The organism is Mycobacterium avium subsp. avium, from assembly GCF_009741445.1.
GTDB classification, from domain to species: domain Bacteria; phylum Actinomycetota; class Actinomycetes; order Mycobacteriales; family Mycobacteriaceae; genus Mycobacterium; species Mycobacterium avium.
The window spans coordinates 1,419,576-1,444,676 of the sequence record NZ_CP046507.1 but is presented as its reverse complement, the minus strand read 5'-3'; the positions used below and the strand labels follow the sequence as shown (position 1 = coordinate 1,444,676).

At 70.6% G+C, this 25,101-nt stretch carries 19 protein-coding genes and 1 pseudogene; 13 read left to right on the top strand and 7 right to left on the bottom strand.

The genetic code is table 11. The features are described 5' to 3' along the window. Window positions 1-5: 5 nt before the first annotated feature. Complete coding sequence (locus MAA44156_RS06795) at window positions 6-623, bottom strand: DNA-3-methyladenine glycosylase (protein WP_009977260.1); 618 nt, start codon at window positions 621-623, stop codon at window positions 6-8. 107 nt (window positions 624-730) lie between these two features. Between MAA44156_RS06795 and MAA44156_RS06790 the strand changes: the two genes are divergently transcribed. The 4 genes from MAA44156_RS06790 (at window position 731) to MAA44156_RS06775 (ending at window position 4,275) form a co-directional block, all read left to right on the top strand. After that, window positions 731-2,008: an ammonium transporter gene (locus MAA44156_RS06790; protein ID WP_009977261.1), complete on the top strand. Its 1,278-nt coding sequence runs from the start codon at window positions 731-733 to the stop codon at window positions 2,006-2,008. Between the two features lie 111 nt (window positions 2,009-2,119). Next, complete coding sequence (locus MAA44156_RS06785) at window positions 2,120-2,881, top strand: ABC transporter ATP-binding protein (protein WP_023880135.1); 762 nt, start codon at window positions 2,120-2,122, stop codon at window positions 2,879-2,881. Further along, window positions 2,815-3,633, top strand: coding sequence for an ABC transporter permease (locus MAA44156_RS06780; protein ID WP_196244547.1), 819 nt, complete (start codon window positions 2,815-2,817; stop codon window positions 3,631-3,633). The genes MAA44156_RS06785 and MAA44156_RS06780 overlap by 67 nt, the downstream gene beginning before the upstream one ends. Window positions 3,634-3,651: 18 nt before the next feature. Continuing rightward, entirely contained in the window at window positions 3,652-4,275 is a 624-nt protein-coding gene (locus tag MAA44156_RS06775) for a TetR/AcrR family transcriptional regulator (protein WP_003876305.1), read from the top strand. Here the strand turns inward: MAA44156_RS06775 and MAA44156_RS06770 are convergent. From MAA44156_RS06770 to MAA44156_RS06755, 4 genes are all read right to left on the bottom strand, one after another. Next, window positions 4,241-4,456, bottom strand: a complete 216-nt coding sequence (locus MAA44156_RS06770) for a Trm112 family protein (protein ID WP_009977265.1) — start codon at window positions 4,454-4,456, stop codon at window positions 4,241-4,243. The genes MAA44156_RS06775 and MAA44156_RS06770 overlap by 35 nt on opposite strands. Beyond that, entirely contained in the window at window positions 4,453-7,491 is a 3,039-nt protein-coding gene (locus MAA44156_RS06765; protein WP_085988256.1) for an acyl-CoA synthetase, read from the bottom strand. Before MAA44156_RS06765 ends, MAA44156_RS06770 begins: the two co-directional genes overlap by 4 nt. 144 nt (window positions 7,492-7,635) lie before the next feature. Further along, window positions 7,636-8,004 carry a hypothetical protein gene (locus MAA44156_RS06760; RefSeq protein ID WP_009977269.1) on the bottom strand — a complete coding sequence of 123 codons (369 nt, stop codon included), beginning with the start codon at window positions 8,002-8,004 and terminating at the stop codon, window positions 7,636-7,638. Between the two features lie 530 nt (window positions 8,005-8,534). Further along, window positions 8,535-9,740 (bottom strand): IS110-like element IS901 family transposase, encoded by a 1,206-nt coding sequence (locus tag MAA44156_RS06755; protein ID WP_009974923.1) that lies wholly within the window; start codon window positions 9,738-9,740, stop codon window positions 8,535-8,537. A gap of 228 nt (window positions 9,741-9,968) precedes the next feature. Between MAA44156_RS06755 and MAA44156_RS06750 the strand changes: the two are divergent. From MAA44156_RS06750 to MAA44156_RS06710, 9 genes and pseudogenes are all read left to right on the top strand, one after another. Then, a pseudogene (locus MAA44156_RS06750) lies at window positions 9,969-10,468 on the top strand (hypothetical protein). Between the two features lie 7 nt (window positions 10,469-10,475). Then, a complete protein-coding gene (locus tag MAA44156_RS06745; protein ID WP_023880140.1) occupies window positions 10,476-11,222 on the top strand; it encodes a gluconate 2-dehydrogenase subunit 3 family protein in 747 nt (248 codons plus the stop codon). Continuing rightward, window positions 11,222-12,919: a GMC family oxidoreductase gene (locus tag MAA44156_RS06740; protein ID WP_009977272.1), complete on the top strand. Its 1,698-nt coding sequence runs from the start codon at window positions 11,222-11,224 to the stop codon at window positions 12,917-12,919. The genes MAA44156_RS06745 and MAA44156_RS06740 overlap by 1 nt, the downstream gene beginning before the upstream one ends. Further along, the gene (locus tag MAA44156_RS06735; protein ID WP_009977273.1) at window positions 12,912-14,708 is read left to right on the top strand and encodes a glycoside hydrolase family 15 protein; all 1,797 of its coding nucleotides are present in this window, start codon (window positions 12,912-12,914) and stop codon (window positions 14,706-14,708) included. Before MAA44156_RS06740 ends, MAA44156_RS06735 begins: the two co-directional genes overlap by 8 nt. A 30-nt stretch (window positions 14,709-14,738) precedes the next feature. After that, a complete protein-coding gene (locus tag MAA44156_RS06730; RefSeq protein WP_009977275.1) occupies window positions 14,739-15,761 on the top strand; it encodes an SDR family oxidoreductase in 1,023 nt (340 codons plus the stop codon). Continuing rightward, complete coding sequence (locus MAA44156_RS06725) at window positions 15,758-16,864, top strand: enolase C-terminal domain-like protein (protein ID WP_033716509.1); 1,107 nt, start codon at window positions 15,758-15,760, stop codon at window positions 16,862-16,864. Before MAA44156_RS06730 ends, MAA44156_RS06725 begins: the two co-directional genes overlap by 4 nt. Before the next feature lie 95 nt (window positions 16,865-16,959). Then, entirely contained in the window at window positions 16,960-17,649 is a 690-nt protein-coding gene (locus MAA44156_RS06720; protein ID WP_011725256.1) for a PAS and ANTAR domain-containing protein, read from the top strand. A gap of 76 nt (window positions 17,650-17,725) precedes the next feature. Then, the gene (locus MAA44156_RS06715) at window positions 17,726-19,501 is read left to right on the top strand and encodes an ABC-F family ATP-binding cassette domain-containing protein (protein ID WP_029248501.1); all 1,776 of its coding nucleotides are present in this window, start codon (window positions 17,726-17,728) and stop codon (window positions 19,499-19,501) included. Window positions 19,502-19,506: 5 nt separating this feature from the next. Continuing rightward, window positions 19,507-20,790, top strand: coding sequence for a cytochrome P450 (locus MAA44156_RS06710; protein ID WP_009977280.1), 1,284 nt, complete (start codon window positions 19,507-19,509; stop codon window positions 20,788-20,790). On the opposite strand, the gene MAA44156_RS06705 is transcribed toward MAA44156_RS06710, so the two are convergent. Further along, the gene (locus tag MAA44156_RS06705) at window positions 20,773-21,834 is read right to left on the bottom strand and encodes a type III polyketide synthase (RefSeq protein WP_009977281.1); all 1,062 of its coding nucleotides are present in this window, start codon (window positions 21,832-21,834) and stop codon (window positions 20,773-20,775) included. The genes MAA44156_RS06710 and MAA44156_RS06705 overlap by 18 nt on opposite strands. Window positions 21,835-21,994: 160 nt before the next feature. Next, on the bottom strand, window positions 21,995-25,099 hold the full coding sequence (locus MAA44156_RS06700; protein WP_121035614.1) for a type I polyketide synthase: 3,105 nt from the start codon (window positions 25,097-25,099) through the stop codon (window positions 21,995-21,997). Window positions 25,100-25,101: the final 2 nt, after the last annotated feature.

Genomic DNA, 25,101 nt, shown 5'->3' with positions numbered 1-25,101 from the left:
CGACTTTAGTCGCTGGTCCCGGGGGCAGGCGCCCGCGGACTTCGCCGGTAGGCCGACACCTCCGGGCGCCCGGGCAGCCACAGCCGCCACGGCCGGTCGGCGGCCTGGCTGACCCCGACCCGCGGCCCGCACACCGCGGTCAGCGGCTCGTGCAGCCGCACGGTCACCGGCGAGTCCGGGTCGAAAAGGTCGATTCCGTTGTCCGCCATGGTGATTCCCATGGCGGCGCACAGGTTGCCCGGGCCGCGGGCCAGCGCCGCGGTGTGCACCAACTCGCCGCGGCGGCCGCGCGCGACGTCGGTGCCGTCCTCGAGGGCGGCGGCCCTCAGCAGCACGGCGGCGGCGGTCCCGTCGGGCCCGCAGGACACGTTGGCGCAGACGTGGATGCCGTGGCTGCGGTAGGTGTAGAGCCGCCCGGGCGGGCCGAACATGACGAAGTTGCGGGCCCGCAGCCCCTTGTAGGAGTGCGCCGCGGCGTCGGGCCAGGGCCCGTCGGGGACTCCCCCGTACGCCTCGACCTCGACGATGACCCCGCTCACGCCCCGTCCGGTCAGGGTGGCGCCCAGCAGCCGGCGGGCAGCCCCGACCGGGTCGACCAGCAGCTGCTCGGCAGCGTCGCGCAATCGTCGTCCCGCCTCGACCACGTCAGATCCCTTTCAGCAACCCAACGAACCTACCGGCAGCCCGAACATGGCAATATCCCGGTGTCCCGGGACCCCAAGGAGCCCACATGCACGGAATCGATCCGGCCGCCACGGCCTGGCTGCTGGCCAGCACCGCGCTGGTGTTGCTGATGACCCCCGGCCTGGCGATCTTCTACGGCGGCATGGTCCGCACCACCGGTGTGCTCAACATGATCATGATGAGCTTCATCTCCATCCCCCTGGTGACCGTGGCCTGGTTGCTGGTCGGCTACACGATGGCGTTCTCCCAGGACGGGATGAGCGGGCTGGTGGGCAATCTGCGGCACTTCGGGATGCTCGGCATCACTCCCGACACCACCCACGGCGCGGTCCCCGAATTGCTGTACGCCACTTTCCAATTGACGTTCGCGATCATCACCGCGGCGCTGGTCAGCGGCGCGATCGCCGACCGCGCCAAGTTCGCCGCCTGGATGGTTTTCGTCCCGGTGTGGACGGTTGCGGTGTATTCGGTTGTGGCGCACTGGGTCTGGGGGCCGGGCGGCTGGCTGGCCCGGCTGGGCGTGCTGGACTATGCGGGTGGGCTGGTGGTCGAGATCGTCTCCGGCAGCTCCGCGCTGGCCCTGGCGCTGGTGCTCGGGCCGCGGATCGGCTTCAAGAAGGACGCCATGCGGCCGCACAATCTGCCGCTGCTGTTCGTCGGCGTCGGGCTGCTGTGGTTCGGCTGGTTCGGGTTCAACGCCGGATCGGCGTTGGCGGCCAACGGAACCGCCGCGGCCATCTTCCTCAACACCCTGGTGGCCGGCTGCCTGGGCATGCTGGGCTGGCTGTCGGTCGAGCAGATCCGCGACGGGCGGCCCACCACGTTCGGCGCCGCCTCGGGCGTGGTGGCCGGGCTGGTCGCCATCACCCCGTCCTGCGGCACCGTCAACACGCTGGGGGCGACGGTGGTCGGGCTGGCGGCCGGCGTCGTGTGCTCGTTTGCGGTGGGCGCGAAACTGCGCTTCAACTATGACGATTCGCTCGACGTGGTCGGTGTGCACTTCGTCGGCGGGGTGGTCGGGGTGTCGCTGATCGGGCTGTTCGCCACGGCGGTCATGACGGCGGGCCCGCAGGGACTGTTCTACGGCGGCGGCGTGGCCCAGCTGGGCAAGCAGGCGCTGGCGATCGCGGTGGTGGCGCTCTACGCGTTCACCGTTTCGTTCCTGCTGGCCAAGGTCATCGACCGGGTGATGGGCTTCCGGGTCAGCGCCGAGGACGAGACCACCGGCGTCGACCTGACCCAGCACGCCGAGACCGCCTACGCCGAGGGCGTGCACGGTCATCTGCCGCAGCGCCGCCCGGGCCCCGGCGACCGGTTGAAGTAGCCCCGCGCGACGGTCGTCGGCGCCCGCATAACCCCGTCCGCAGTAGCACGTTTCGCGGGGCCTGGACCAAAGTCCTTGACAACCACGCCCGGTGGGACGAATATTCATCACATGATGAGTTCATCCGGTGATGAATTAATCGGCGGGGCCGAACCAGCGGTGCGCATCGAGCACCTGCGGGTGGTCCGCGGCAAACGCCCGGCCCTGCACGACTTCTCCGTGCAGATCGCCAAGGGCAGCATCACCGGGCTGCTCGGGCCGTCCGGTTGCGGCAAGACCACCCTGATCCGCTGCATCGTGGGCACCCAGATCCTCACCAAGGGCAGCGTCACGGTGCTCGGAAAACGCGCCGGCAGCGCCGAGCTGCGCCACCGGGTCGGCTACCTGCCGCAGGACCCGACCATCTACAACGACCTGCGGGTGGTGGACAACGTCCGCTACTTCGCGGCGCTGTACGGGTTCGACGGCCAGGCCGCCGACGCCGCCATCGATCGGGTGGGGCTGACCGATCATCGAATTGCCTTGTGCAGCAACCTTTCCGGTGGTCAGCGCACCCGGGTGTCGCTGGCCTGCGCGCTGGTGTGCCGGCCCGACCTGCTGGTGCTGGACGAACCCACCGTGGGCCTGGACCCGGTGCTGCGCGCCGACCTGTGGGATCAGTTCGCCGCGCTGGCCCGCGGCGGGACCACGCTGCCGGTGTCCAGCCATGTGATGGACGAGGCCGACCACTGCGGCAACCTGCTGCTGATGCGGGAAGGGCGGCTGGTCGCCCACACCACCCCGAACCGACTGCGAGAGGACACCGGATGCACGTCACTGGAGGACGCGTTTCTGTCCATCATCAAGCGCAGCACCATGCGCGAAGCCGGCTGACGCTGCGCGGATACACCGCGACCACGACGCGGATCCTGCGCCAGCTGGCCGGCGACCACCGCAGCGTGGCGATGATCCTGCTGGTGCCCGTGCTGGTGATCACCCTGATGTATTTCATGTTCGAGAACGCCCCGCACCGCCCGGGCGGGCCGACCCCGTTCAACAACGCCTGCCTGGTGCTGCTGGGCCTGTTCCCGCTGTTCGTGATGTTCATCATCACGGCGATCACCATGCAGCGGGAACGGGCGTCGGGAACGCTGGAGCGGATCCTGACCACCCCGCTGCGCCGGCTCGACCTGCTCATCGCCTACGGCACCGCGTTCTCCATAGCCGCTGCGGCGCAAGCGATCCTGGCGTGCATCGTGTCGTTCTGGTTGCTGGGCTTCGACACCGCGGGCAGCCCGGTGTGGGTGTTCGTGATCGCGATCGTCAACGCGGTGCTGGGTGTGGGGTTGGGGCTGTTGTGTAGCGCCTTCGCCCGCACCGAGTTTCAGGCCGTGCAGTTCATTCCGCTGGTGATGGTGCCGCAGCTGCTGCTGGCCGGCATCATCGTGCCGCGGGCGCTGATGCCACACTGGCTGCAATGGATCAGCAATGTGTTGCCGGCCAGCTACGCGCTGGAGGCCCTGCAACAGGTGGGGACGCACCCGGAGTTGACCTTCATCGCGGTGCGGGACATCGTCGTGGTGCTGGGCTTCGCCCTGGCGGCGCTGTGCCTGGCCGCGGCGACACTGCGGCGACGGACGCCCTAGCGTGACGGACGGCCCCGCGTGACGACCACCGGCACGCCGCGACGCCGCCGCGGCCGGCCGGCCGGGTCCTCCGGCAGCCGGGAGCGCATCCTGGCCAGTGCCCGGGAGTTGTTCGCCCGCAACGGTATTCGCAACACCTCGATCCGTGCGGTGGCCGCGGCGGCCGGGGTGGACTCGGCGCTGGTGCACCACTACTTCGGCACCAAGGAGAAGCTGTTCGCCGCGGCCGTGCAGATCCCCATCGACCCGATGCAGGTGATCGGCCCGCTGCGGGAGGTACCGGTCGACGACCTCGGCTACGCCCTGCCGTCGATGTTGTTGCCGCTGTGGGATTCCGAGGTCGGCGCGGCGTTCATCGCCACGCTGCGCTCGATCCTGGCCGGCGAGGAGATCAGCCTGTTCCGCACCTTCATCCAGGACGTGATCGGCGTCGAAGTCGGCCCCCGCGTGGACAACCCGGCGGGCAGCGGGGTGATCCGCATCCAGTTCGTGGCCTCGCAGCTGGTGGGTGTGGTGATGGCGCGCTACATCCTGGAACTGGAGCCGTTCGCGTCGCTGCCGCCCGAGCAGATCGCGGCGACCATCGCGCCGAACCTGCAGCGCTACCTCACCGGGGATCTGCCGGACGGCCTTGCGCCATGAGCCGGGCGTGCTCCTCGTCGTCGACGTCGCGGGCCTCGTCGATGAGCAACACCGGGATGCCGTCCTCGATGCGGTAGGCGCGCCGCAGCCGCGGGTTGTACAGCAGCTCCTGGCCCACCAGCACGAGCGGCCCCCGGTCGGCCGGGCACACCAGGATGTTCAGCAGCGCCTCGTCGATCATGACCGGCCGCCGCTCAGCTCGGCGCGCGCGGCGGGCGTCAGCCGGCGGTACTGCCCGGATTCGGCGTCGAAATACCAGACCTGGCGTCCCGCCTTCGGGATCCCGGCGGCCCGCAGCGCGCTGACGGTCGGGCGGTACGTCGCGCTGAGGTTCATTTCCGGCACCACGCACACGATGTCGGGGCCCAGACCGATCGGGATCTTGGCGCAGGCCTCGGTCAGGTCGGCCGCGGTGATGGAGGCGCCCGGCAGCAGCGTCACCGCCGACACCGCCACCTCGTGCCCGCCCACCGGCACGTTGTAGGTCACCGCCAGGTCGACGCCGTTGATGCACCCGAGCGCGTCGGTGACCGGCTCGGCGTAGACCACGCCGCGCGGGGTGTGCACCACCGACCCGCGCCGACCGGCCAGCCAGTAGTCGCCGTCGTCGTCGCGGTAGAACAGGTACTCGGTCGATATCCAGGTGTCGCCGGCGGCGAACACGCCGCGTTTGACCGAGGCGCTGGGGTCGATCGGGCCGTTGGAGGCGGCCAGCAGCACCCCCACCTGGTGGGGTTCGGCGATCTGCACGAAGCCCCGGTCGTTCTCCAGGATCAGGTCGTGTTCGGTGTCGTAGGCGCCCAGCTCGATGCGCCCGGCGCCGGGCAGCGGCCGGCCCTTGCTGCCCACCTTGGCGCCGGAGACGTTGGCCAGCACCGCCTGCCCGTCGGTGGTGGCGAAGAACTCGACGACGTGGGCCGGCGCGAACGCCTCGACCACGCGCCCCCACAGCCCGGTCGGCATGCCGGAGCCGATGAACAGCCGCACCGGGTGGTTGCCGTGCAACACGAACGCGGGATCGTCGACGATCTCGCGGAGCATGGCCCAGGTGTAGGACACCACGGTGACGCCGTACTGGCGCACCTCCTGCACGAAGCGGTCCCGGTCCAGGCCGCGCGACAGCGCGATGCGGGTGCCGCCGACCACCGCGCCGCCCAGGCTGACCAGCAGCGCCGACTCGTGGTGCAGCGGCGTCAGGCAGTACACGGTGTCGCGGCGGTCCAGCGCGGCCGTCGACGCGGTGCCGAACGCCGACACCGCCCAGCGGTAGTTGGTGATCTGCTTGGCCACCAGCTCGCCGCCGGCGGCGCTGAACGCGATGAACGCCAGATCCCGAGCCAGCCCCGGGTTGGGCCGGTACCAGCCGGGCAGCTCGACCGCGTCCGGGTCGATCTTCTCCATGTCGATGACGTACGGCTGCTCGGCGGAGTCCTCGGGCAGGTGCAGGTCCCGCGCCTCGCCGCCGCCGAGCACCAGCACCTGCCGCAGCAGCTGCCGGTCCGAGGCCAGCACCGACTCGAGGTTGGTGGGGTCGGTCAGGATCTCGGTGGCGCCCCCGAGCCGGACCGAGGCGGCCAGGTCGGCGTCGGGCCGCATCACCACCGCGATGGCGCCGAGCCGGGACAGCGCGGCGATGGCCACCAGCGCGCTGGGCCGCGTCTCCATCAGCACACCGACCCGGTCGCCCTGGCGCACCCCCACCTCGATCAGGCCACGCACGACGTTGTTGATGCGCCGGTTGACGGCCTCGTAGGTGTGCACCCGCCCGTCGAACAGCAGGAATTCGCCCTGCGGGGCGTCGTGGGCCTGCTCCTCGATGATGCGGCCCAGCGAGATCCGGGTGTGGTCGTTGATCTGGCCCAACCGGACCAGCCGGGGCAGGGTGCGGGCGGTCTCGACGGCCAGGGTGCGCACCGACTTGTTGGCGGTGACGACCGCGTTGGCCGCGCCGCGCACCAGCCCGATCGCCGCCTCAGAGGCCTCCCCCAGCTCGTGCGCGATTCGCGAGCTCAGGGCCACCCCGCTGTCGGTGTGCTCGGCCGGCTGGTCCGCCATCGGGTCGATGCCGGTCGGTTTGTCACCGCCGGTGGACAGCCATTTCACCCACGCGGCCACGGTCGGCCAGCTGTGCTGGGCGGCCTTGGAGCCGACCACCAGGCCGAAGTGGCCGGTGCGGATGGTGCATTCGTAGACCTCGGCGTCCGGAGCCGCGCGCCGGATGCCGCGCACCGAGGCCGGCTGCCCGATGTCGTCGACCTCGCCGACGAAGGCCAGCACCGGACAGGTGATGTCGGTGAGGGTGACCATCTGGCCGTTGACGGCGAACCCGCCGGTCATCATCCGGTTGTGGGCGATGAACTGCTTGAGCAGCTCGGAGATCGCGGGGCCGGACCAGGCGATCCATCCCTCGCGCTCGAGGAACCGGCGCTGCTGCTCGCGCGGCAGCAGCGCCTCCCGGTCGTGCAGCTGGCGCAGGAAGTCCACCCGCGCCTTGGCGGTTTTGAGCGGGTCGAGCATCTGAAAGCCCGTGCGCGCCATCCAGCTGGGGATGGCCAGCCGGCTGAACACGTGGTCGGCCATGAAGTTGGCCGCGGGCGCGGCGAAGTTGGCCGGGATGCCCATCGGCAGGGCGGCCAGGGTGTCCACCGGCGAACCGAACGTGACGATGCTGGCCAGGCTCTTCGACCGCCGGTAGGCGGCCACCTGGTAGCACCACATGCCGCCCTGCGAGTAGCCGACCAGGTGGATGTCGGCGCCGGTGACGTCCTTGACGGTGTCGATGGCCTGGCTGAGCGCGACGATGTGGTCGGTGAGGGTGCGGCGCATCCCGCCCTCCACCTTGTCCGGTTCGCCGAAGTCGATCACCCAGGGATCGAGCCCGTGCGCGTGCAGGATCCCCACCGCCCCCTCGTCGCGGGTGACGTCCCACATGTCGGCCGACATCATCATCGGGTGCACCATCAGCACCGGCGGGCCGACCGGCGGCTGGCCGGGCCGGCTGTCCGGCGGGAAGTAGCGCCGAAGCTTGTACATCGGCACGCTCTCGACGATCTGCGACGGCGACGCGACCGTGCCGGTTTCCAATCCCCCCAGTCGCAAGACCTCCAGCCCGTTCTGCGCCGTGGCGATCAGCCGCCCGACCGGTCGCGTGACCATCGACAAATTGAGATCCACCGCCGCTCCCTGAGTCTTGACAGCTTGCACATCATGGCACATCGGGCCAGCTAGAAGGGCGGTGGTCGGCCCGCATCGGCGACCCGGGCGAATCGCCTTCCGGCGGCGCGGTCGGCGACCGTGCGGTGCTGCGCGGAAAGCTCATCGTGGTGCCGGCGCGGTGGTTCGCCGTCCGGCAACCGGCACTCAGCCGTGGAAGCCGGGATCCTGGCCCCCGGGGTTGGGGCACCACATCAGGCCGCACTGGACGTTGCCCGGATTGTCGCCCGGCGGGTTGTCGCCGTCCCACGCGTTCGAGCTCTGCAGCGTCTGCTGACCGTTGAGCGCGATGCGCGGGACGTTGCCCCAGCCGTCGGGGACGACGTACCAGGTGTGGCACACGTTCATGTCCCAGACGTAGTTCAGGTGACCGCGCGAGGAGTTCGGGCCGCTCGGCCACTCCATGGACTGCCCTGGGCACCAGGTGAACGGGCCCTTGGTGGCGTGGGCGGCCCCGGCGCCCAGTCCCAGCCCGGCGGAGGCGACGCCACCGGACAGCAGCGCCCCGGCGATCATCGCGTTGACGATCCGAAATCCTGACATGGCCCCACGCCCTTTCCCGGACGGGATTACCGGTGCCGACCAGTATTCGTCGGCGCCGCATCCCCCGCATGGCTAATCGGCTAACTCGAATCAGTACAGACGGGCCGGGCTGCTACCGATCCCAACGACAACCGATGACACGGGCGGCCGGCGGGCCCCGTTTGCACCCCCGGGGAGGCGGGTACACAGCCGACGCGCTTCGGTCACGACGCGTCGTCGAGACCACCTCGGTTGAAACTCACAGCTGGGCGCTCACCAGTTCTCTGGGCGGCTTCCGCGGCCGTTACCGACGGTGCCGGGGCCGGAGGCTGCGTGCGGTCCATTCCGGCGGAGGCGAGGCGGCGTCATGACGACACCGGTTTTTCCCGGCCACCATCCCCACGGCATCACCCACGCGGCCGCGCGGTCATCGCGGCACACCGGCGGGTGACCGGCCGGCATCACGCGAGCGAGAAAGGAATCTCCATGAGCGTGTCAAGCGGTGAGGACGCCCGGTGAGTGCGTCAGGCAGCTGCCACGGTTGGTTGCTGGGGTTGCCAGGTTCTGTTGTCGCGCAGCAGTGCCCACAGGACGTCGACGTGGCGGCGTGCCAGGGCAAGCAGGGCCTGGGTGTGGATATGGTTCTCGGATCGTTTGCGGTCGTAGAAAGCCCGCGAGGGACCTTCGATCTTGAGGCTGGACAGGGCGGCGAGGTAGAACACGCGGCGCAGGCGCCGGTTGTAGCGCTTGGGCCGATGCAGATTGCCGGTGATACGGCCGGAATCGCGTGGGACGGGTACCAATCCGGCGAACGATGCCAGTCGGCCGGGGTTGGTGAAGGCGGCCATGTTGCCGCCGGTGATTACGAGGAACTCAGCGCCCAGGTGTGGCCCCATGCCGGGCATCGACTCGATGATGGCGGCGCTGGGATGCTCACGAAATTTGTTGGTGATTTGCTTATCGATGTCCTTGATCTGCCGATCCAAGTCCAGCAGCCGTGCTGCGAGTTGCTTGATGAGCGCGGCGGTTCCGGCTTCGCCGGGAAGGGTGATTATCTGGCCTGCTGCCGCGGCGAGCGCCTTGTCGGCGATCGTGTCGATGTTGTTGGGCCATGCCCGGTTTTTCCGAAGGTGCTTGATCACGCCAGCTCTTTTTGCCGACCGGATTTCGCCCGGAGTGCACATAGCGGATACCAGGATCAACGGCGCGCGGGTGGAGTAGTCGAACGCAGCTTCCAGAGCAGGGAAGATGGCGGTGAGCATCGAGCGCAGCCGGTTCACGCCTCGCACCCAGTCAGCCATCAGATCCGACCGGTATGCGGTCAGCGACCGCAATTCGGCAACCAGGTCTTCGCCGGGTACGACCGGGGACAGATCTCGTCGGTGCCGAGCGGTTTCGGCGATTACCCGCGCGTCTTTGGCGTCGGTCTTGCCTTCGCCGCGGAACGCATGACTCATCGTGTTAACCGTGCGGCCCGGCACATACACCACCTCGGCTTTCGCGCTCAGCAGTACGGCGATCAGCAGCGCCGCCGGCGGCGAGGTCAAATCGATCGCCCACACCACGTGGTTAGCAATCCGGCCGCCCTGGGCGATCAGGTCTTCGATCGCGGCCTGTTCGTTCGGGATTTTCTTCGACCACACCACCTTTCCGGTGTCATCGATCGCGCACGCATGATGAGTGGACTTACCGACGTCGATACCCACCCACACTCGGTCGGGTTCGGCCATACCGCTACTCCTGTCGTCGCAGTCCCCGCGGACAACCCCGCCAACAGGTCCTTAGAGCAGCGTCATCGAGTACGCGTCAGATCTCAATCAGTGGCCAGGACCGTCCAAAACGGCAGGGCGGCCATTCCTTTCAAGCAACAACCGTTGCAACAACACATTAGCCACACCCCACCGTCCTGGGCATCCAGGACATCCAATCCCAGACCCCTTCAACCCTAAGGGAGACACATGTTGTTGCTGGGCAACGGCGGACGGCGCAGGGCCGCCGGCGGCGACGGCCTCGGCGAGGTACAGCAGCTGGCCGAGCGGGCGCTCTACGACGTCGCGCACGGCCGGTTCGAACGCTCGCTGTCCGGGCTGACCGCGATGGCGGCGCTGGTCACGACGGCCGAGATCTACTTCGAGCACTACAAGGCCAGCTTCGGCAACAAATGGATGTGGAGCCCGATCGTGGTGACCCCGCCGGTCGTGGTGGCCGGGATCGGCGGGGTGTTCTCCCGGCGCTGGGCCAAGGTCTGGCTGCCCATCACCGCCGCCGTCTACACCGCCAACGGCCTGATGGGCGAATACCTGCACGCCCGCGGGGTGGCGCGCAAGCCGGGCGGTTGGAAGCACGCGTCCTACAACGTGCCGATGGGCCCGCCCATCGCCGCCCCCGGGTTGATGTGCATGGTCGGCGGGATGGGCTGCTGGCCTCGATCCTGCGCCGCGAACGGTTCCGGCGATAGGCAGCCGATGGCCGACACCTCTCGCCCCGACCACCTGCCCAACCTGCGCGACGACGGCAAGCCACCGCACCCGTCCTGGCTGCCCCGGCAGCGCCGCGGCACCACACCGCAGATGATCGGGCGCTACCCCGATTTCGACGTGCTCGAGACCGCCGGCCACTGGGACGAGGCCACCCGCAACGTGGTGCTGGCCCGGCTGGAACCGCCGGGGCCGCTGCGGTTTTTCGGCCCCGAGGAGGAGCCGTGCCTGCGCGCGTTCTGCGACACGGTGCTGGCCCAGGACGTCGAGCCGCGGGTGCCGGTCGCCGAGTCGGTCGACGCCAAGCTCGCCGACGGCCGCCTGGACGGCTACCAATACGCCGACATGCCCGACGACCGCGACACCTGGCGGCTTGTGCTGCGCGGGCTGGACGAGACCGCGTCGCGCCGATACGGCGCCGACTCGTTCGCCGCCGCCGAGCCGCCGACCCGGGAGGCGATCATCGAGGAATTCTCCCGGGGCGAGCTGCACGGCGGCAGCTGGGACAACCTGAACGTCAAGCGCGCATGGTCGGTGTGCATGCGAATGACGTTGTCCGGCTTCTATTCTCACCCGTGGGCGTGGAACGAGATCGGTTTCGGCGGCCCGGCCTACCCGCGCGGGTTCATGCGCCTCGGCGGTGCCTCCGGGCCGGCGGCCGCGCGGGAGCCGTACGAGACCCGCGGCGCCACCGACGAAGACCCGGTGCAGGTCGTGCAGAACGGCGAGCTGTGATGGGCGACTTCTGGCGCGGCCTGCTCAAGGGGGCCGTCGGACCCCGGGACAACGACTCCCGCTTCCTGCTCGACGTGCATTCGCGCGACCTGCCCGGCGAACGGACCATGCGCCGCTACGCCGACGACGACGAGGTCGACCTGATCGTGGTCGGCGCCGGCGCCGGCGGCTCGGTGCTGGCGCAGCGGCTGGCCCGGGCCGGCTGGCGGGTGGTGATCCTGGAAGCCGGCCCGTTCTGGCACCCCGACGAGGACTGGGTGTCCGACGAGGCCGGCTCCCATCCGCTGTACTGGACCCAGAAGCGCATCATCGGTGGCGCCGACCCGATCGAGTTGGGCAAGAACAACTCCGGGCGTGGGGTGGGCGGCTCCATGATCCACTACGCCGGCTACACCCCGCGGTTCCATCCCAGCGACTTCGCCACCTACACCCTGGACGGGGTGGGGGCCGACTGGCCGATCCGGTACGAGGACCTGCGCCACCACTACGAGCAGGTCGAACTGGAGCTGCCGGTGGCCGGGCAGAACTGGCCGTGGGGCGATCCGCATCGCTATTCCTTTGCCCCCCACCCTATTTCGGGTGCGGCCGCCAAACTGTGGGAGGGCGCGCTCAAGCTCGGCATCGAGATGCGGGTGGGGCCGGTGGGCATCGTCAACGGCACCTTCGGCAATCGCCCGCACTGCATCTATCGCGGCTACTGCCTGCAGGGCTGCAAGGTCAACGCCAAGGCCAGCCCGTACGTCACGCACCTGCCCGACGCGCTGGCGCACGACGTGGAGATCCGCGCCAACTGCATGGCCGCCCGCGTCGAACTCGACGGTAGCGGCGCCGCCCGCGGCGTGGTCTACTACGACGAGGCGGGCGGCACCGAACGGCTGCAGCGCGCCAAAGTGGTTGCCATCGCGGGGTATTCGATCGAAACGCCCCGCCTGCTGTTGAACTCGGTCAGCGACCGCTTCCCGAACGGCTTGGGCAACAACGACTACCAGGTCGGCCGTTATGTGATGGTCCAGGGCGCCACCCAGTCGGCGGGCCGGTGGTCGGAGGAGGTTCGGATGTACAAGGCGCCTCCGCCGGAGGTGACCTCCGAGCAGTTCTACGAGACCGACTCCTCGCGTGGGTTCGCCCGCGGCTTCTCCATCCAGACGGTGTCGCCGATGCCGATCGGCTGGGCCGAACATGTGCTGGCCGACGGGCACTGGGGCCGGGCGTTGCGGGAGTACATGCGCGACTACAACCACTGGGCGACCATCGGCGTGCTCAACGAGCTGTTGCCCCAGCCGGACAACCGGGTGACGCTGGCGGACGAGAAGGACGCCTACGGCATCCCGGTGGCCCGGTTCGACTACACGCTGTGCGACAACGACAAGGCCAACATGGCCTACTCCACCAACGTGATCGGCGACATCCTGCGCGCCGCCGACGCCCAGGATGTGCTCACCATCGAGCGGTTCGCCCACCTGATCGGCGGCGCCCGGATGGGTACCCGGCCGGACAACTCGGTGGTCGACTCCGATCACCGGGTGTGGGGCGTGCCGAACCTGTTTGTGGCCGACGGGTCGGTGTGCCCGACCCAGGGCTCGGCCAATCCCGCGCTGACCATCATGGCGTTGGCCTCCCGGCTGGCCGAGCGGTTGGCCGCCGGCAAGATCGACACCGCCGCCGGACGGAGGTCGAAGGCGGCGGCCCGTGGCTGAGCAGACCGTCGATGCCGGGACCGTCTTCGCGCCCCGGGTGCTGCGCGAGTACGCGCTGCTCGCCGACGGCGAACGGGGCGCGCTGATCGGCCCGCAGGGCGACGTGGCGTGGATGTGCGCGCCGCGCTGGGAATCCGACGCCCTGTTCTCCAATCTCGTTGGGGGCGGCGGGGTTTACGCGATCACCCCGACCGACGTGCGGCACGTGTGGGGCGGCTACTACGAGCCGGGCACGCTGATCTGGCGCAACCGCTGGATCACACGCGACGGCATCGTGGAATGCCGTGAGGCGCTGGCCTTTCCGGGCGACCCGGAGCGGGTGGTGCTGCTGCGGCGCCTGGTGGCCTGCCGCGGCACGGTGCGGGTACGGGTGCTGCTGGCCCCGGCTGCCGAGTTCGGAAAGCACGGCCCCGGCCGGCCCCGGCTCGACGACGACGGGGTGTGGAGCGGACGGTCGGGCCGGTTGCGCTGGCGCTGGCTGGCCGGCTGCGACGCCCGCCCAGTCGATTCGGCCGGCCACGGCGCCGGCGAACTGCTCGGCTGCGAGATCACCCTCGACGAGGGCGGCCGGCACGACCTGGTGCTGGAGCTGTCCGAACGCACCCTGCCCAAGCGGCTCCCCGACGCCGGCCTGGCCTGGGACGCCACCGCGGCCGCCTGGCAGCGCAGCGTGCCCGCGCTGAACTGCACCATCGCGCCCCGGGACGGCCGGCACGCGTATGCGGTGCTGCGCGGGCTGACCAGCTGCGGCGGCGGCATGGTCGCCGCGGCGACGCTCGGCCTGCCCGAACGCGCGCACACCAACCAGAACTACGACTACCGCTACGCCTGGATCCGCGACCAGGTGTACGCCGGCATGGCCGCCGCCGCGGTCGGCACCACCGAATTGCTGGACCGGGCAGTGGGATTCATCGGCGCCCGGCTGCTCGAGGACGGCGCCAACCTCAAACCCGCCTACACCGTCACCGGCGGCGCCGTGCCCGGCGAAGAGACCCTCGACCTGCCCGGCTACCCCGGCGGCACCGACAAGGTCGGCAACTGGGTCAACCAGCAGTTCCAGCTCGACGTGTTCGGCGAGGCGCTGCAGCTGCTGGCGGTGGCCGGGGCCGCCGACCGGCTCGACGCCGAGGGCTGGCGCGCCGCCCAGGCCGCCATCCGGGCCATCGAAAAGCGCTGGCGCGAACCGGATTACGGGGTTTGGGAGATCCAGGACGAGCGGTGGACACAGTCCCGGCTGGCCTGCGTGGCCGGGCTGCGCGCCGTCGCAAAGCTTGCCGGCGCCGGCCCGGAGCTGACCGCGTGCGCGTCGCTGGCCGACGCGATCCTGGCCGACACCGCATCGGAAAGCCTGCACCCGCACGGCTATTGGCAGCGCAGCCCGCGGCTGCCCGGCGTCGACGCCTCGCTGCTGTTGCCGCCGGTGCGCGGCGCGGTGCCCGCCGACGACCCCCGCACCCGGGCTACCCTGGACGCCGTGCGCCGCGACCTCACCGACGACGGTTTCGTCTACCGCTTCCGGCACGACGAGCGCGACCTGGGCGAGGCGGAGGGCGCGTTCCTGCTCTGCGGGTTCATGATGGCGTTGGCCGAACATCAACTGGGCCATACCCATTGCGCGATGCGCTGGTTCGAACGCAACCGGGCGGCGTGCGGGCCGCCGGGGCTGTTCTGCGAGGAATACGACGTGCGGCAACGCCAGCTGCGCGGCAACCTGCCGCAGGCGTTCGCGCACGCGCTGATGCTGGAATGCACCGCCACCCTCGCCAGGGACGCCGTCCACCATGACTGACACCGGACCGCAGCGAAAGGCAGTTCTGCGATGACACAGTCCACCCAGACGGTGGTGATCACCGGGGCCAGCGCCGGGATCGGGCGGGCCACCGCGAAGGAGTTCGGCCGGCGCGGCGCGAACGTCGCCCTGCTGGCCCGCGGCGCCGCCGGGCTGCAGGGCGCGGCCCGCGACGTGGAGGCCGGCGGCGGCAAGGCGCTGGCCCTGCCGACCGATGTTGCCGACCACGCGGCCGTCGTCGCCGCCGCCGACGAGACCGAGGCCGCCTTCGGCCCCATCGACGTGTGGGTCAACGTCGCCTTCACCTCGGTGTTCGCCCCGTTCAGCGAGATCAGCGCCGAGGAGTTCAAGCGGGTGACCGAGGTGACCTACCTCGGTTATGTGCACGGCACCATGGCGGCGCTGGCCAAGATGCGGCCCCGCGACCGCGGCACCATCGTGCAGGTCGGCTCCGCGCTCAGCCAGCGGTCGATCCCGCTGCAGTCGGCCTACTGCGGCGCCAAACACGCCGTCAACGGGTTCACCGAATCGGTGCGCTGCGAACTGCTGCACGAGGGCTCGCGGGTGCGGATCACCCTGGTGCAGATGCCCGCCGTCAACACCCCGCAGTTCTCCTGGGTGCTGTCCCGGCTGCCCCGTCATCCGCAACCGGTGCCGCCGATCTACCAGCCCGAGGTCGCCGCCCGCGGCGTGCTGTACGCCGCCGATCATCCAGGGCGCAAACAGTATTGGGTCGGGGATTCCACCATGGTGACGCTGCTCGCGCAGAAGTTCGCGGCGCCGTTGCTGGACCGCTACCTCGGCCGCACCGGGTACGACTCGCAGCAGACCGAGCAGCCCGTCGGCGGCGACCGGCCGCACAACCTCTGGCAGCCGCTGGATCAGGAGCCGGGCAGCGATCACGGCGCCCACGGCGAATTCGACGACACGTCGCACGCCCACAGCCCGCAGCTGTGGGCCTCCCAACATCCGGTAATCAGCGGCACCGGCGCGCTCGGCGCCGCCGGGCTGGGCGCCTGGCTGGCGGCGCGGGCCCGCCGGTGGACGCGATGACGCCCGACCCGGCCATCGACGAGGTGACCGCGCGGGTTTACCAAATCCCCACCGACGCACCGGAAGCCGACGGCACCCTGTCCTGGTCGTCGACCACGCTGGTGCTGGCCGAGGTGGCCGCCGGCGGGCGGCGCGGCATCGGCTACACCTACGCCGACGGCGCCTGCGCCGCGCTGATCACCGGGGCGCTCGCCGGCTCGGTCACCGGACACAGCGCGCTGGACGTCCCGGCGCGCTGGCAGGCGATGGTCCGCGCGATGCGCAACAACGGGCGGCCCGGCCTGGTGTCCTGCGCGATCTCCGCGGTGGACACCGCGCTGTGGGACCTCAAGGGAAAGCTGTTGGGCCTGCCGGTGTGCCGGCTGCTCGGCATGGCGCACGACTCGGTGCCGATCTACGGCAGCGGCGGTTTCACCAGCTACGACGACAACGCCACCCGCGCCCAGCTGGAACGCTGGGTGCACGAGTGGCGGATCCCGCGCGTCAAGATCAAGATCGGCGAGTCCTGGGGGTCGCACGAGCGCCGCGATCTCGATCGAATTGCCCTGGCCCGCACCGTGATCGGGCCCGACACCGAACTGTATGTGGACGCCAACGGCGGCTACCGGCGCAAGCAGGCGATCCGGATGGCCCACGCCATGGCCGGGCACGACGTCACCTGGTTCGAGGAGCCGGTCTCCTCCGACGACCTGGCCGGGCTGCGGGAGGTGCGCGACCAGGTGAGCGCCGACGTCACCGCCGGCGAGTACGGGTACGACCTGGCCTACTTTCACCGGATGCTCGCCGCCGACGCGGTCGACTGCCTGCAGATCGACGTCACCCGGTGCGGCGGCATCACCGACTGGCTGCGGGCGGCGGCCGTGGCGGCCGCCCACAACGTCGACGTCTCCGGTCACTGCGCGCCCAACCTGCACGCCCACGTCGCCACCGCCGTCGCCAGCCTGCGGCACCTGGAGTACTTCCACGACCACCACCGCATCGAGCAGATGTTCTTCGACGGCGCGCTGTCGCCGCAAGGCGGCGTGCTGCGGCCCGATCAACACCGGCCCGGATTCGGGCTGGAGTTCAAACACCGCGACGCCGACCGGTACCGGGTGCGCTGAGCGCCTCCCCAGCACGAGCAGGTATGGAAGCGCGCCAAACGGGGAATCGATATGTCAACTTCTCCCAGCGGTTGCATGGAAGGGATCTGGCGGCCATGACAGTGAATTCCAACGACGAAACCGTCCCGTGTGCGGAGCCGCTCGGCTCGGACGTCGTCGAGGGCGACGGCGACCTCAGCGCGGTCGAGCGGGTGCTGGGCCTGGGTGAGCCGCAGCGCGTCGGCAGGTTCCGGTTCTTCCTGGACGGCCACCGCTGGGAGTGGTCGGACGCGGTGGCGCGCATGCACGGCTACCGGCCCGGGCAGGTGCAGCCCAGCACGGAGCTGCTGCTGCAGCACAAGCACCCCGACGACCGCGAGCGGGTGGCGGCCGTGCTGGACCAGGTGATGCGGGGCAAGCCGTTCAGCAGCCGGCACCGCATCGTCGACACCGCCGGACGCACCCACTGGGTCGTCGTCGCGGGCGATCGGATGCTCGACGACTCCGGCGCGCTGGCCGGCACCTCCGGCTTCTACGTCGACGTCACCGACTCGCTGCACTCCGACATCACCAACGTGCTCTCGGCGGTGGCCGACTCCCGGGCCCGCATCGAGCAGGCCAAGGGGGTGCTGATGGCCGCCTATGGCATCTCCGCCGAGCGGGCGTTCGACATCCTGGTGTGGCGCTCGCAGGAAACCAACCTCAAGCTGCGCGACGTCGCCGGCCGGTTCCTGGACGCGGTGGCCAGCAAGGCGTCCCCGGGAATGCAGCGCCAGGTCGACCACGCCCTGCTGACCCTGGAATGACCGCGCAGGGCCGGATTGCGCGACTCCTCCTCCGGCCGTCACCGGCCGGCATCGTCGCCGCGCTAGGGTCGGGCCGGTGGCGCACCTACTGGGAGCTGAGGCCGTACACCTGGAATACCCGACACAGGTGGTCTTCGAGTCGATCACGCTCGGGGTCAACGACGGCGCCCGCATCGGCATCGTCGGGCGCAACGGCGACGGCAAATCGAGCCTGCTGCGGCTGCTGACCGGCGAACAACAACCCGACGCCGGCCGGGTCACCCGGCGCAGCAGGCTGCGGGTCGGCGCGCTCAGCCAGGCCGACACGTTGGACCCGGACCACAGCGTGGGCTGGACACTGGTCGGCGACGCGGCCGAACACCAGTGGGCCGGCGACCCGCGAGTGCGCGACGTAGTGGCCGGCCTGGTCTCCGACATCGATTGGCGGGCAAGCGTTTCCACGCTGTCGGGTGGTCAGCGCCGCCGGGTGCAGCTGGCCCGGTTGCTGATCGGCGAGTGGGACGTCATCGCGCTCGACGAGCCGACCAACCACCTGGACATCGAGGGCATCACCTGGCTGGCCGGGCATCTGCGGCAGCGGTGGGCCCGCAACACCGGCGGGCTGCTGCTGGTCACCCACGACCGCTGGTTCCTCGACGAGGTCGCCACCACCACCTGGGAGGTGCACGACGGGATCGTCGAACCGTTCGACGGCGGCTACGCGGCCTACGTCCTGCAACGCGTCGAGCGCGACCGGATGGCCGCGGCCGCCGAGGCCAAGCGGCAGAACCTGATGCGCAAGGAGCTGGCCTGGTTGCGCCGCGGCGCGCCGGCGCGCACCTCCAAGCCCAAGTTCCGGATCGAGGCGGCCAACCAGCTGATCGCCGACGTCCCGCCGCTGCGCAACAGCGTCGAGCTGGCCAAGCTGGCCACCGCCCGGCTCGGCAAGGACGTGGTGGACCTGCTCGACGTGTCGGTCTCCTTTGACGGGCGCCCGGTGCTGCGCGACGTCGAATGGCGGATCGCCCCCGGCGAGCGCACCGGCATCGTCGGGGCCAACGGCGCCGGCAAGTCGACCCTGCTGGGCTTGATCGACGGCACCGTGCGGCCCGACAGCGGGCGGGTCAAGCGCGGCAAGACCGTCCAGCTCGGCGTGCTCGACCAGCGGGGAGCGGAGCTGGCCGCGATCGCCGACGACCGGATCAGCGACGTGCTGGGCCGGCTGCGCGCCGGCTATCGGGTGGACGGCCGTGAGGTGACGCCGGCCCAACTGCTGGAGCGGCTCGGTTTCGGCCGGGGCCAGCTCGCGGCGCGGGTCGGCGACCTGTCTGGCGGCCAGCGGCGGCGGCTGCAGCTGATGCTGACGCTGCTGTCCGAGCCCAACGTGTTGCTGCTGGACGAGCCGACCAACGACGTCGACACCGATACGCTCGCCGCCATGGAGGATCTGCTCGACTCCTGGCCGGGCACGCTGATCGTCGTCTCGCACGACCGCTACCTGCTGGAGCGGGTCACCGATCAGCAGTACGCGGTGCTCGATGGCCGGTTGCGGCATCTGCCCGGCGGCATCGACGAGTATCTGCGGCTGGCCGCCCAGCGGCGCGACGCGGCACCGCCCGCCGGGCCGACTGCCGTTGCGCCGCAAGCGATGTCGGGCGCGCAGCGGCGCGCCGCGGAGAAGGAGCTGGCCGCGGCCGACCGCCGGCTGGCGCGGCTGGCCGAACAAATCAAGGACAAGCACGAGGAGCTCGCCGCGCACGACCAGTCCGATCACGTCGGCATCACCCGGCTCACCCGTGAGCTGCGCGCGCTGGAGGACGAGGTCGCCGCGGCCGAGAGCCGCTGGCTGGAACTGTCGGAGCTGCTCGAATGAGACCCGTGCGCTACCGGCCCGGTGAGGCATTGCTCGCGCTGTACCGGCGCCGGGGCCCGGTGATCGACGCCGGGGCGGGCCGGCGCGGCTACACCCTGCTGCTCGGGGCCGAGGCAAACAAGTTTGTGTTCGCCAACGCCGACGCCTTCAGCTGGCGGGCGACGTTCGAGAACCTGGCCCTGGTCGACGGGCCCACCGCGCTGATCGTCAGCGACGGCGACGACCACCGGCGCCGCCGCAGCGTGGTGGCGCCCGGGCTGCGGCACCGGCAGATCCAGGACTATGTGACCACCATGGTGTCGTGCATCGACCGGGTCATCGACGGCTGGCGGCCCGGGCAGCGGCTGGACGTCTACCAGCACTGCCGCGCGGCGGTGCGGCGCAGCACCGCCGAGAGTCTGTTCGGCCGGCGCTTGGCCGTGCACTCCGACGCCCTCGGCGAATACCTGCAGCCGCTGCTCGACCTGACCCACCAGCCGCCGCAACTGGTGGGCCTGCAGCGGCGGATCAACGCCCCGGCGTGGCGGCGGGCGATGGCCGCGCGACAGCGCATCAACAACCTTGTCGACACTCTGATCGCCGAGGCCCGCGCTGCGCCCAACCCGGACGGCCACATGTTGACCATGTTAGTCGACGGCCGCGGCGACGAGGGTTATACGTTGAGCGACAACGAGATTCGCGATGCCATCGTGTCGCTCGTCACGGCCGGCTACGAGACCACCAGCGGCGCGCTGGCCTGGGCGGTCTACCTGCTGCTGTCGCAGCCCGGCGCGTGGGCCGCGGCGGCCGGCGACGTGCGGCGGGTACTCGCCGGACGGCCGCCGGCCGCGGCCGACCTGAGCGGGTTGACCTACCTGAACGGCGTCGTTCACGAAACCCTGCGGCTGTACCCGCCCGGGGTGATCTCCGCGCGCCGGGTGATGCGCGATCTGCGCTTCGAGGGCAGGCGGATCCGATCGGGGCGGCTGTTGATCTTCAGCCCGTACGTCACCCACCGGCTTCCCGAAATATGGCCCGAGCCAAGGCGATTCGCACCCGAACGGTGGGACCCCGATGCTCCCGGGTATCGCCGGCCGGCGCCGCACGAGTTCATCCCGTTCAGCGCGGGGCTGCACCGCTGCGTGGGGGCCGCGATGGCCACCACCGAGATGACGGTGATGCTCGCGCGGCTGCTGGCCCGCACCCGGCTGCGGTTACCCGCTCAGCGCCTGCGCGCGGCCAATGTCGCCGCGCTGCGGCCCACGCCGGGCCTCACGGTCGAGGTGATCGACTCAGTGCCAGCGCAGTAGCACCAGCTCGGAACCGAAGCCGGGACCCACGGCCAGCATCAGCGCCGGGCTGCCGGCCGGGGGCGGCTTGGCGATGGTGTCGCGCAGGATGTGCAGCACCGACGCCGAGGACAGGTTGGCGACCTCGCCGAGCGAACGCCAGGTCAGTTCGTGCGCCTCCGCGGGCAGGTCGAGCGTCGCGGCGATCGCCGTGATGACCTTGGGGCCGGCCGGGTGGGTGATCCACGCGCCGACGTCGCCGGTGGTCAGGCCGTGGGCGGCGAGGAAGCCCGTCACGTCGTCGGCCAGGTGCTTCTCGACGACGGCCGGCAGTTCCGGGGACATCACCAGCTGCATTCCGGCCGAGCCGATGTTCCAACCCATGATGTGCAGCGTTTCGGGATAGAGCCGGCTGCGCGAGTCCAGGATGTCGGGGCCAGTGGCGCCGAGCCGCTCGGCGCGCCGGTCCCCCATGGCGACCACCGCGGCGGCGCCGTCCCCGAACATCGCCGTCCCGACCAGTCCCGACACCGTCGGCTTGACCGTCGGGAAGGTGAGCGAACACAGCTCGACCGACACCAGGGCGGCGACGCCGTCGGGAGCGCCACGCAGGTAATCGTGCAACCGGCCCACCCCCGCGGCCCCGGCCGCGCAGCCCAGCCCGAACAGCGGCACTCGGCGCACGTCGGGGCGCAGGCCCAGCCGCCCGGCGATCCGGGCGTCCAGCGACGGCACCGCCACCCCGGTGACCGTGGTGGTGGCGATCATGTCGATGTCCTGCGGCCGCAGGCCCGCCTCGTCGAGGGCGCCGAGTAATGCGTCGCAGCCGATTTGGACGGCCTTGTCGATGAAGATCTCGTTGACCTCGCCGAAATCGGTCAGCGAGTGGTACTGCTGCAGCGGCAGCACGAAGTGGCGGCTGTTGACCTTGGCGGCGGCGTGCAGGCGCCGGACGACCTCTTCGTGTTCCCGCAGCGCGGGGAACTTCACGATGTCGTCGGTGATTTCGCGTTGGCTGTAACGATGCGGCGGCACGGCGCCGAACACACCCGCGATGACGCTCATGCTTTACTCTCTTGATTGCCAACCGACTTGAATACGATTCCCGCTAAACCCCGAAGTTTATGCGTTCGGATGGGGTCGCGCAAAAGTTCGATGTATTGAACACATGTGTTATTGTGCCGATTTTCGGTGCGTGTAATCGGGTCGGCCAGCGGGGATTTCGTCATTCGGCCTCGTCGTCATCCGCCGAGTTCAGCGCCATCGCGATCAGCGCGTCGGGGCTTAACGAGTCGATATCCGCGTCGCTGATTTTCGGGTCGGTGGTCGCGGTTTCCGGGATGCCGGCGAGCAATAGGAGTTTGTCGAGCAATCCGGTCCGCCGCAGCTCGCGCAGCGGAATTCTGCGCAGCGCCGACCAGATTCTCTCGTCGTCGGATTCCGGGTCCTCGTCGTGCAGCAGTTGCCGGCGAAGATGATCGGCCAGCGCGGTCGGCGTCGGGTAGTCGAAGATCAGGGTGCGCGACAACGCCGTCCCGGTATGCGTGGTGAGGCGGTTGCGCAATTCGACCCCGATCAGTGAGTCGAACCCGAGATCGGCGAAGGCGCGGTGGGGGTCGATGGCGTCACCGTCGGGGTGCCCGAGCACCGCGGCCGCGTGCTCGCAGACCAATTCGCGCAGCACCCGTTGCTGTTCGTCGCGGGGCAGTGCGTGCAGGCGGTGCGCCAGCTCGGGGGCACGCGTGCCGCCCCCCACCGGTGCCGCTCCCGCCGGCGCGCCGGCCAACGATGCGCCGCCCAGCCAAAAGCGTTCGCGCGCAAAGGCATACGTCGGCAGCTCGACGCGACGGGCGGGCAGGCCGGCGAACACGCCCGCCCAGTCGAGGCGGTGGCCGCGGGTGAACAGGTGCCCGGCCGCGTGCAGCGCCGATTCGGTCTCGGGGCGGTCCTTGGGCAGGGTGGCGATCGCGGTGGCGCCCTCGGTGCTCAGCGATTGGTCCACCGCGGCCGTCAGCGCCGCGCCGGGGCCCAGTTCCAGGAAGGTTCCGGCGCCGGCCTGCTCGGCGGCGCGCACCCCCGCGAGGAATTGCACCGGCGCGCGCACGTGCTCGACCCAGTACTGTGGCGTGCCGTAGCCGGGGCCGGCGAGTTGTCCGGTCAGGTTGGACACCAAAGGGATTCGCGGGGGCCGCGGCTCGATACCGGCCGCCGCGGCGGCAAAGCCGCCCAGCATCGGCTCCATCAGGGCCGAGTGAAACGCATGCGAGACCGCCAACCGGTGCACCCGCGCGCCGGAGCCGGCCAACCGCTCCGCCACCGCCGCCACGGCTTCCTGCTCACCCGAGAGCACCACCGCGTCGGGGCCGTTGACCGCCGCGATGCTCACCCCACCACCCAGCAGCGGCCCCACCTGCGCCTCGCCCGCGGTCACCGCCACCATCACACCGCCGGCCGGCAGCGCCGCCATCAACGCACCCCGGGCCGCCACCAACCGCGCCGCATCCCGCAGCGACAACACCCCCGCCACACACGCCGCGGCGATCTCACCCACCGAATGCCCCATCACCACATCCGGTGTCACACCCAAGGATTCCCACAACGCCGCCAACGCCACCTCGAACACGAACAACGCCGGCTGGGCAAACTCCGTGCTCTGCAACAACTCCGGATCGGCGCCCCACATCACCTCACGCACCGGCAGCCGGGAATGCTCGTCCACCACCGCAACGGCCTCATCGAACGCCCGAGCGAACACCTCGAACCTCTCGTACAGCTGCCGGCCCATCCCCAGCGTCTGCGAGCCCTGACCGGGAAACACCAACACCGTCTTGCCCGTCGACCGGGCCCGCCCCACCACGGTGGCCGCATCCGGCCGCCCCGACGCCAGACCCGCCAAACCCGTTGCCAGCACGCCACGCTCGCGGCCCACCACCACCGCGCGATGCTCGAACACCGCCCGGGTGCTGACCAACGACCACCCCACGTCCAGTGGACTCGCCTGCGCGTCGGCGGTCACATGGTCCAGCAACCGGCGGGCCTGCCCGGCCAACGCCTCGGCCGAACGGGCCGAAACCACCCACGGCAGTGCGACGTCGCCCGGCGCGGACGCTGGAGTTGGATTCGGTTGCGCCGCATCCTGTTCCACGATGACGTGTGCGTTGGTGCCGCCCATCCCGAAGGACGAGACGCCGGCGCGGCGCGGCCCCTCGCGTTCCGGCCACGGCGCCAGCGCGGTATTGACGCGCAGGCCGAGACGGTTCAGGTCGATGTCGGGGTCGGGGCGCTCGAAGTGCAGGCTCGGCGGGATCGCGGCGTGTTCGATGGACAGGACCGCCTTGAGCAGGCCCGCGATCCCGGCGGCGCTGGCGGCGTGGCCGATGTTGGTCTTCACCGATCCCACCGACACCGGGTGGTGGGATCGTTCGGCGAAAATCCGGCCCAGCGCTTGGGTTTCGACGGCGTCGCCGACCCTGGTGCCGGTGCCGTGCGCTTCGACGTAGTCGATGTCGGCGCTGCCCAGTCCGGCCTCGGCCAGCGCGCGGCCGATCACGTCGGCCTCGGCTGCCGCCGATGGCAGGGTCTGGGCGGGCGCGCCGTGCCCGGCGTTGCCCACCGCGGTGGCGCGGATGACGGCGTGGATGCGGTCGCCGTCCCGCCGGGCCGCCGCCAACGGTTTGAGCAGCACCAGCCCGCCGCCCTCGCCGCGCACGTAGCCGTCGGCGCGCCGGTCGAAGGCATACGTGTGACCCGACACCGACACCGCGCCGAATTCGCGTTCCAGCAGGGCGATTTCGTCGGCCAGGTTGAGGTGGACGCCGCCCGCGATGGCCAGCGGCGCCTGCCCGCTGCGAACGCTCTCGCAGCCCAGGTGCACCGCGACCAGCGAGGACGACTGGCCGGAGTCGACGGTCATGCTGGCGCCGCGCAGCCCGAGCAGGTACGAGATCCGGTTGGCGATCATGCCCCGGCTGACGCCGGTGAAGGTGTGGTGGTCCACGTTGTCGGGGACGTCACGCAGCGTCAGCGCGGCGTAATCGTCGGTCATCGCACCCAGGTACACCGAAACCGCTTCTCCGCGTAGCGTTTCGGCGACGATGAAGGCGTCTTCGAGCAGTTCCCAGGCCAGCTCGAGGGCCAGGCGCTGCCGCGGGTCCATCGCGGCCGCCTCGCGCGGCGACAGGTTGAAGAAGTCGGCGTCGAATTCCGCGGCCTCCCCGGCGAATCGGGTAACTTCGCGCCCGTCGCGCAGCAGACGCCAGAAGGAGCCGGGGTCCGGCGCGCCGGGGAACCGGCACGCCATCCCGATGATCGCTACGTCGGTCGGGGGCACGG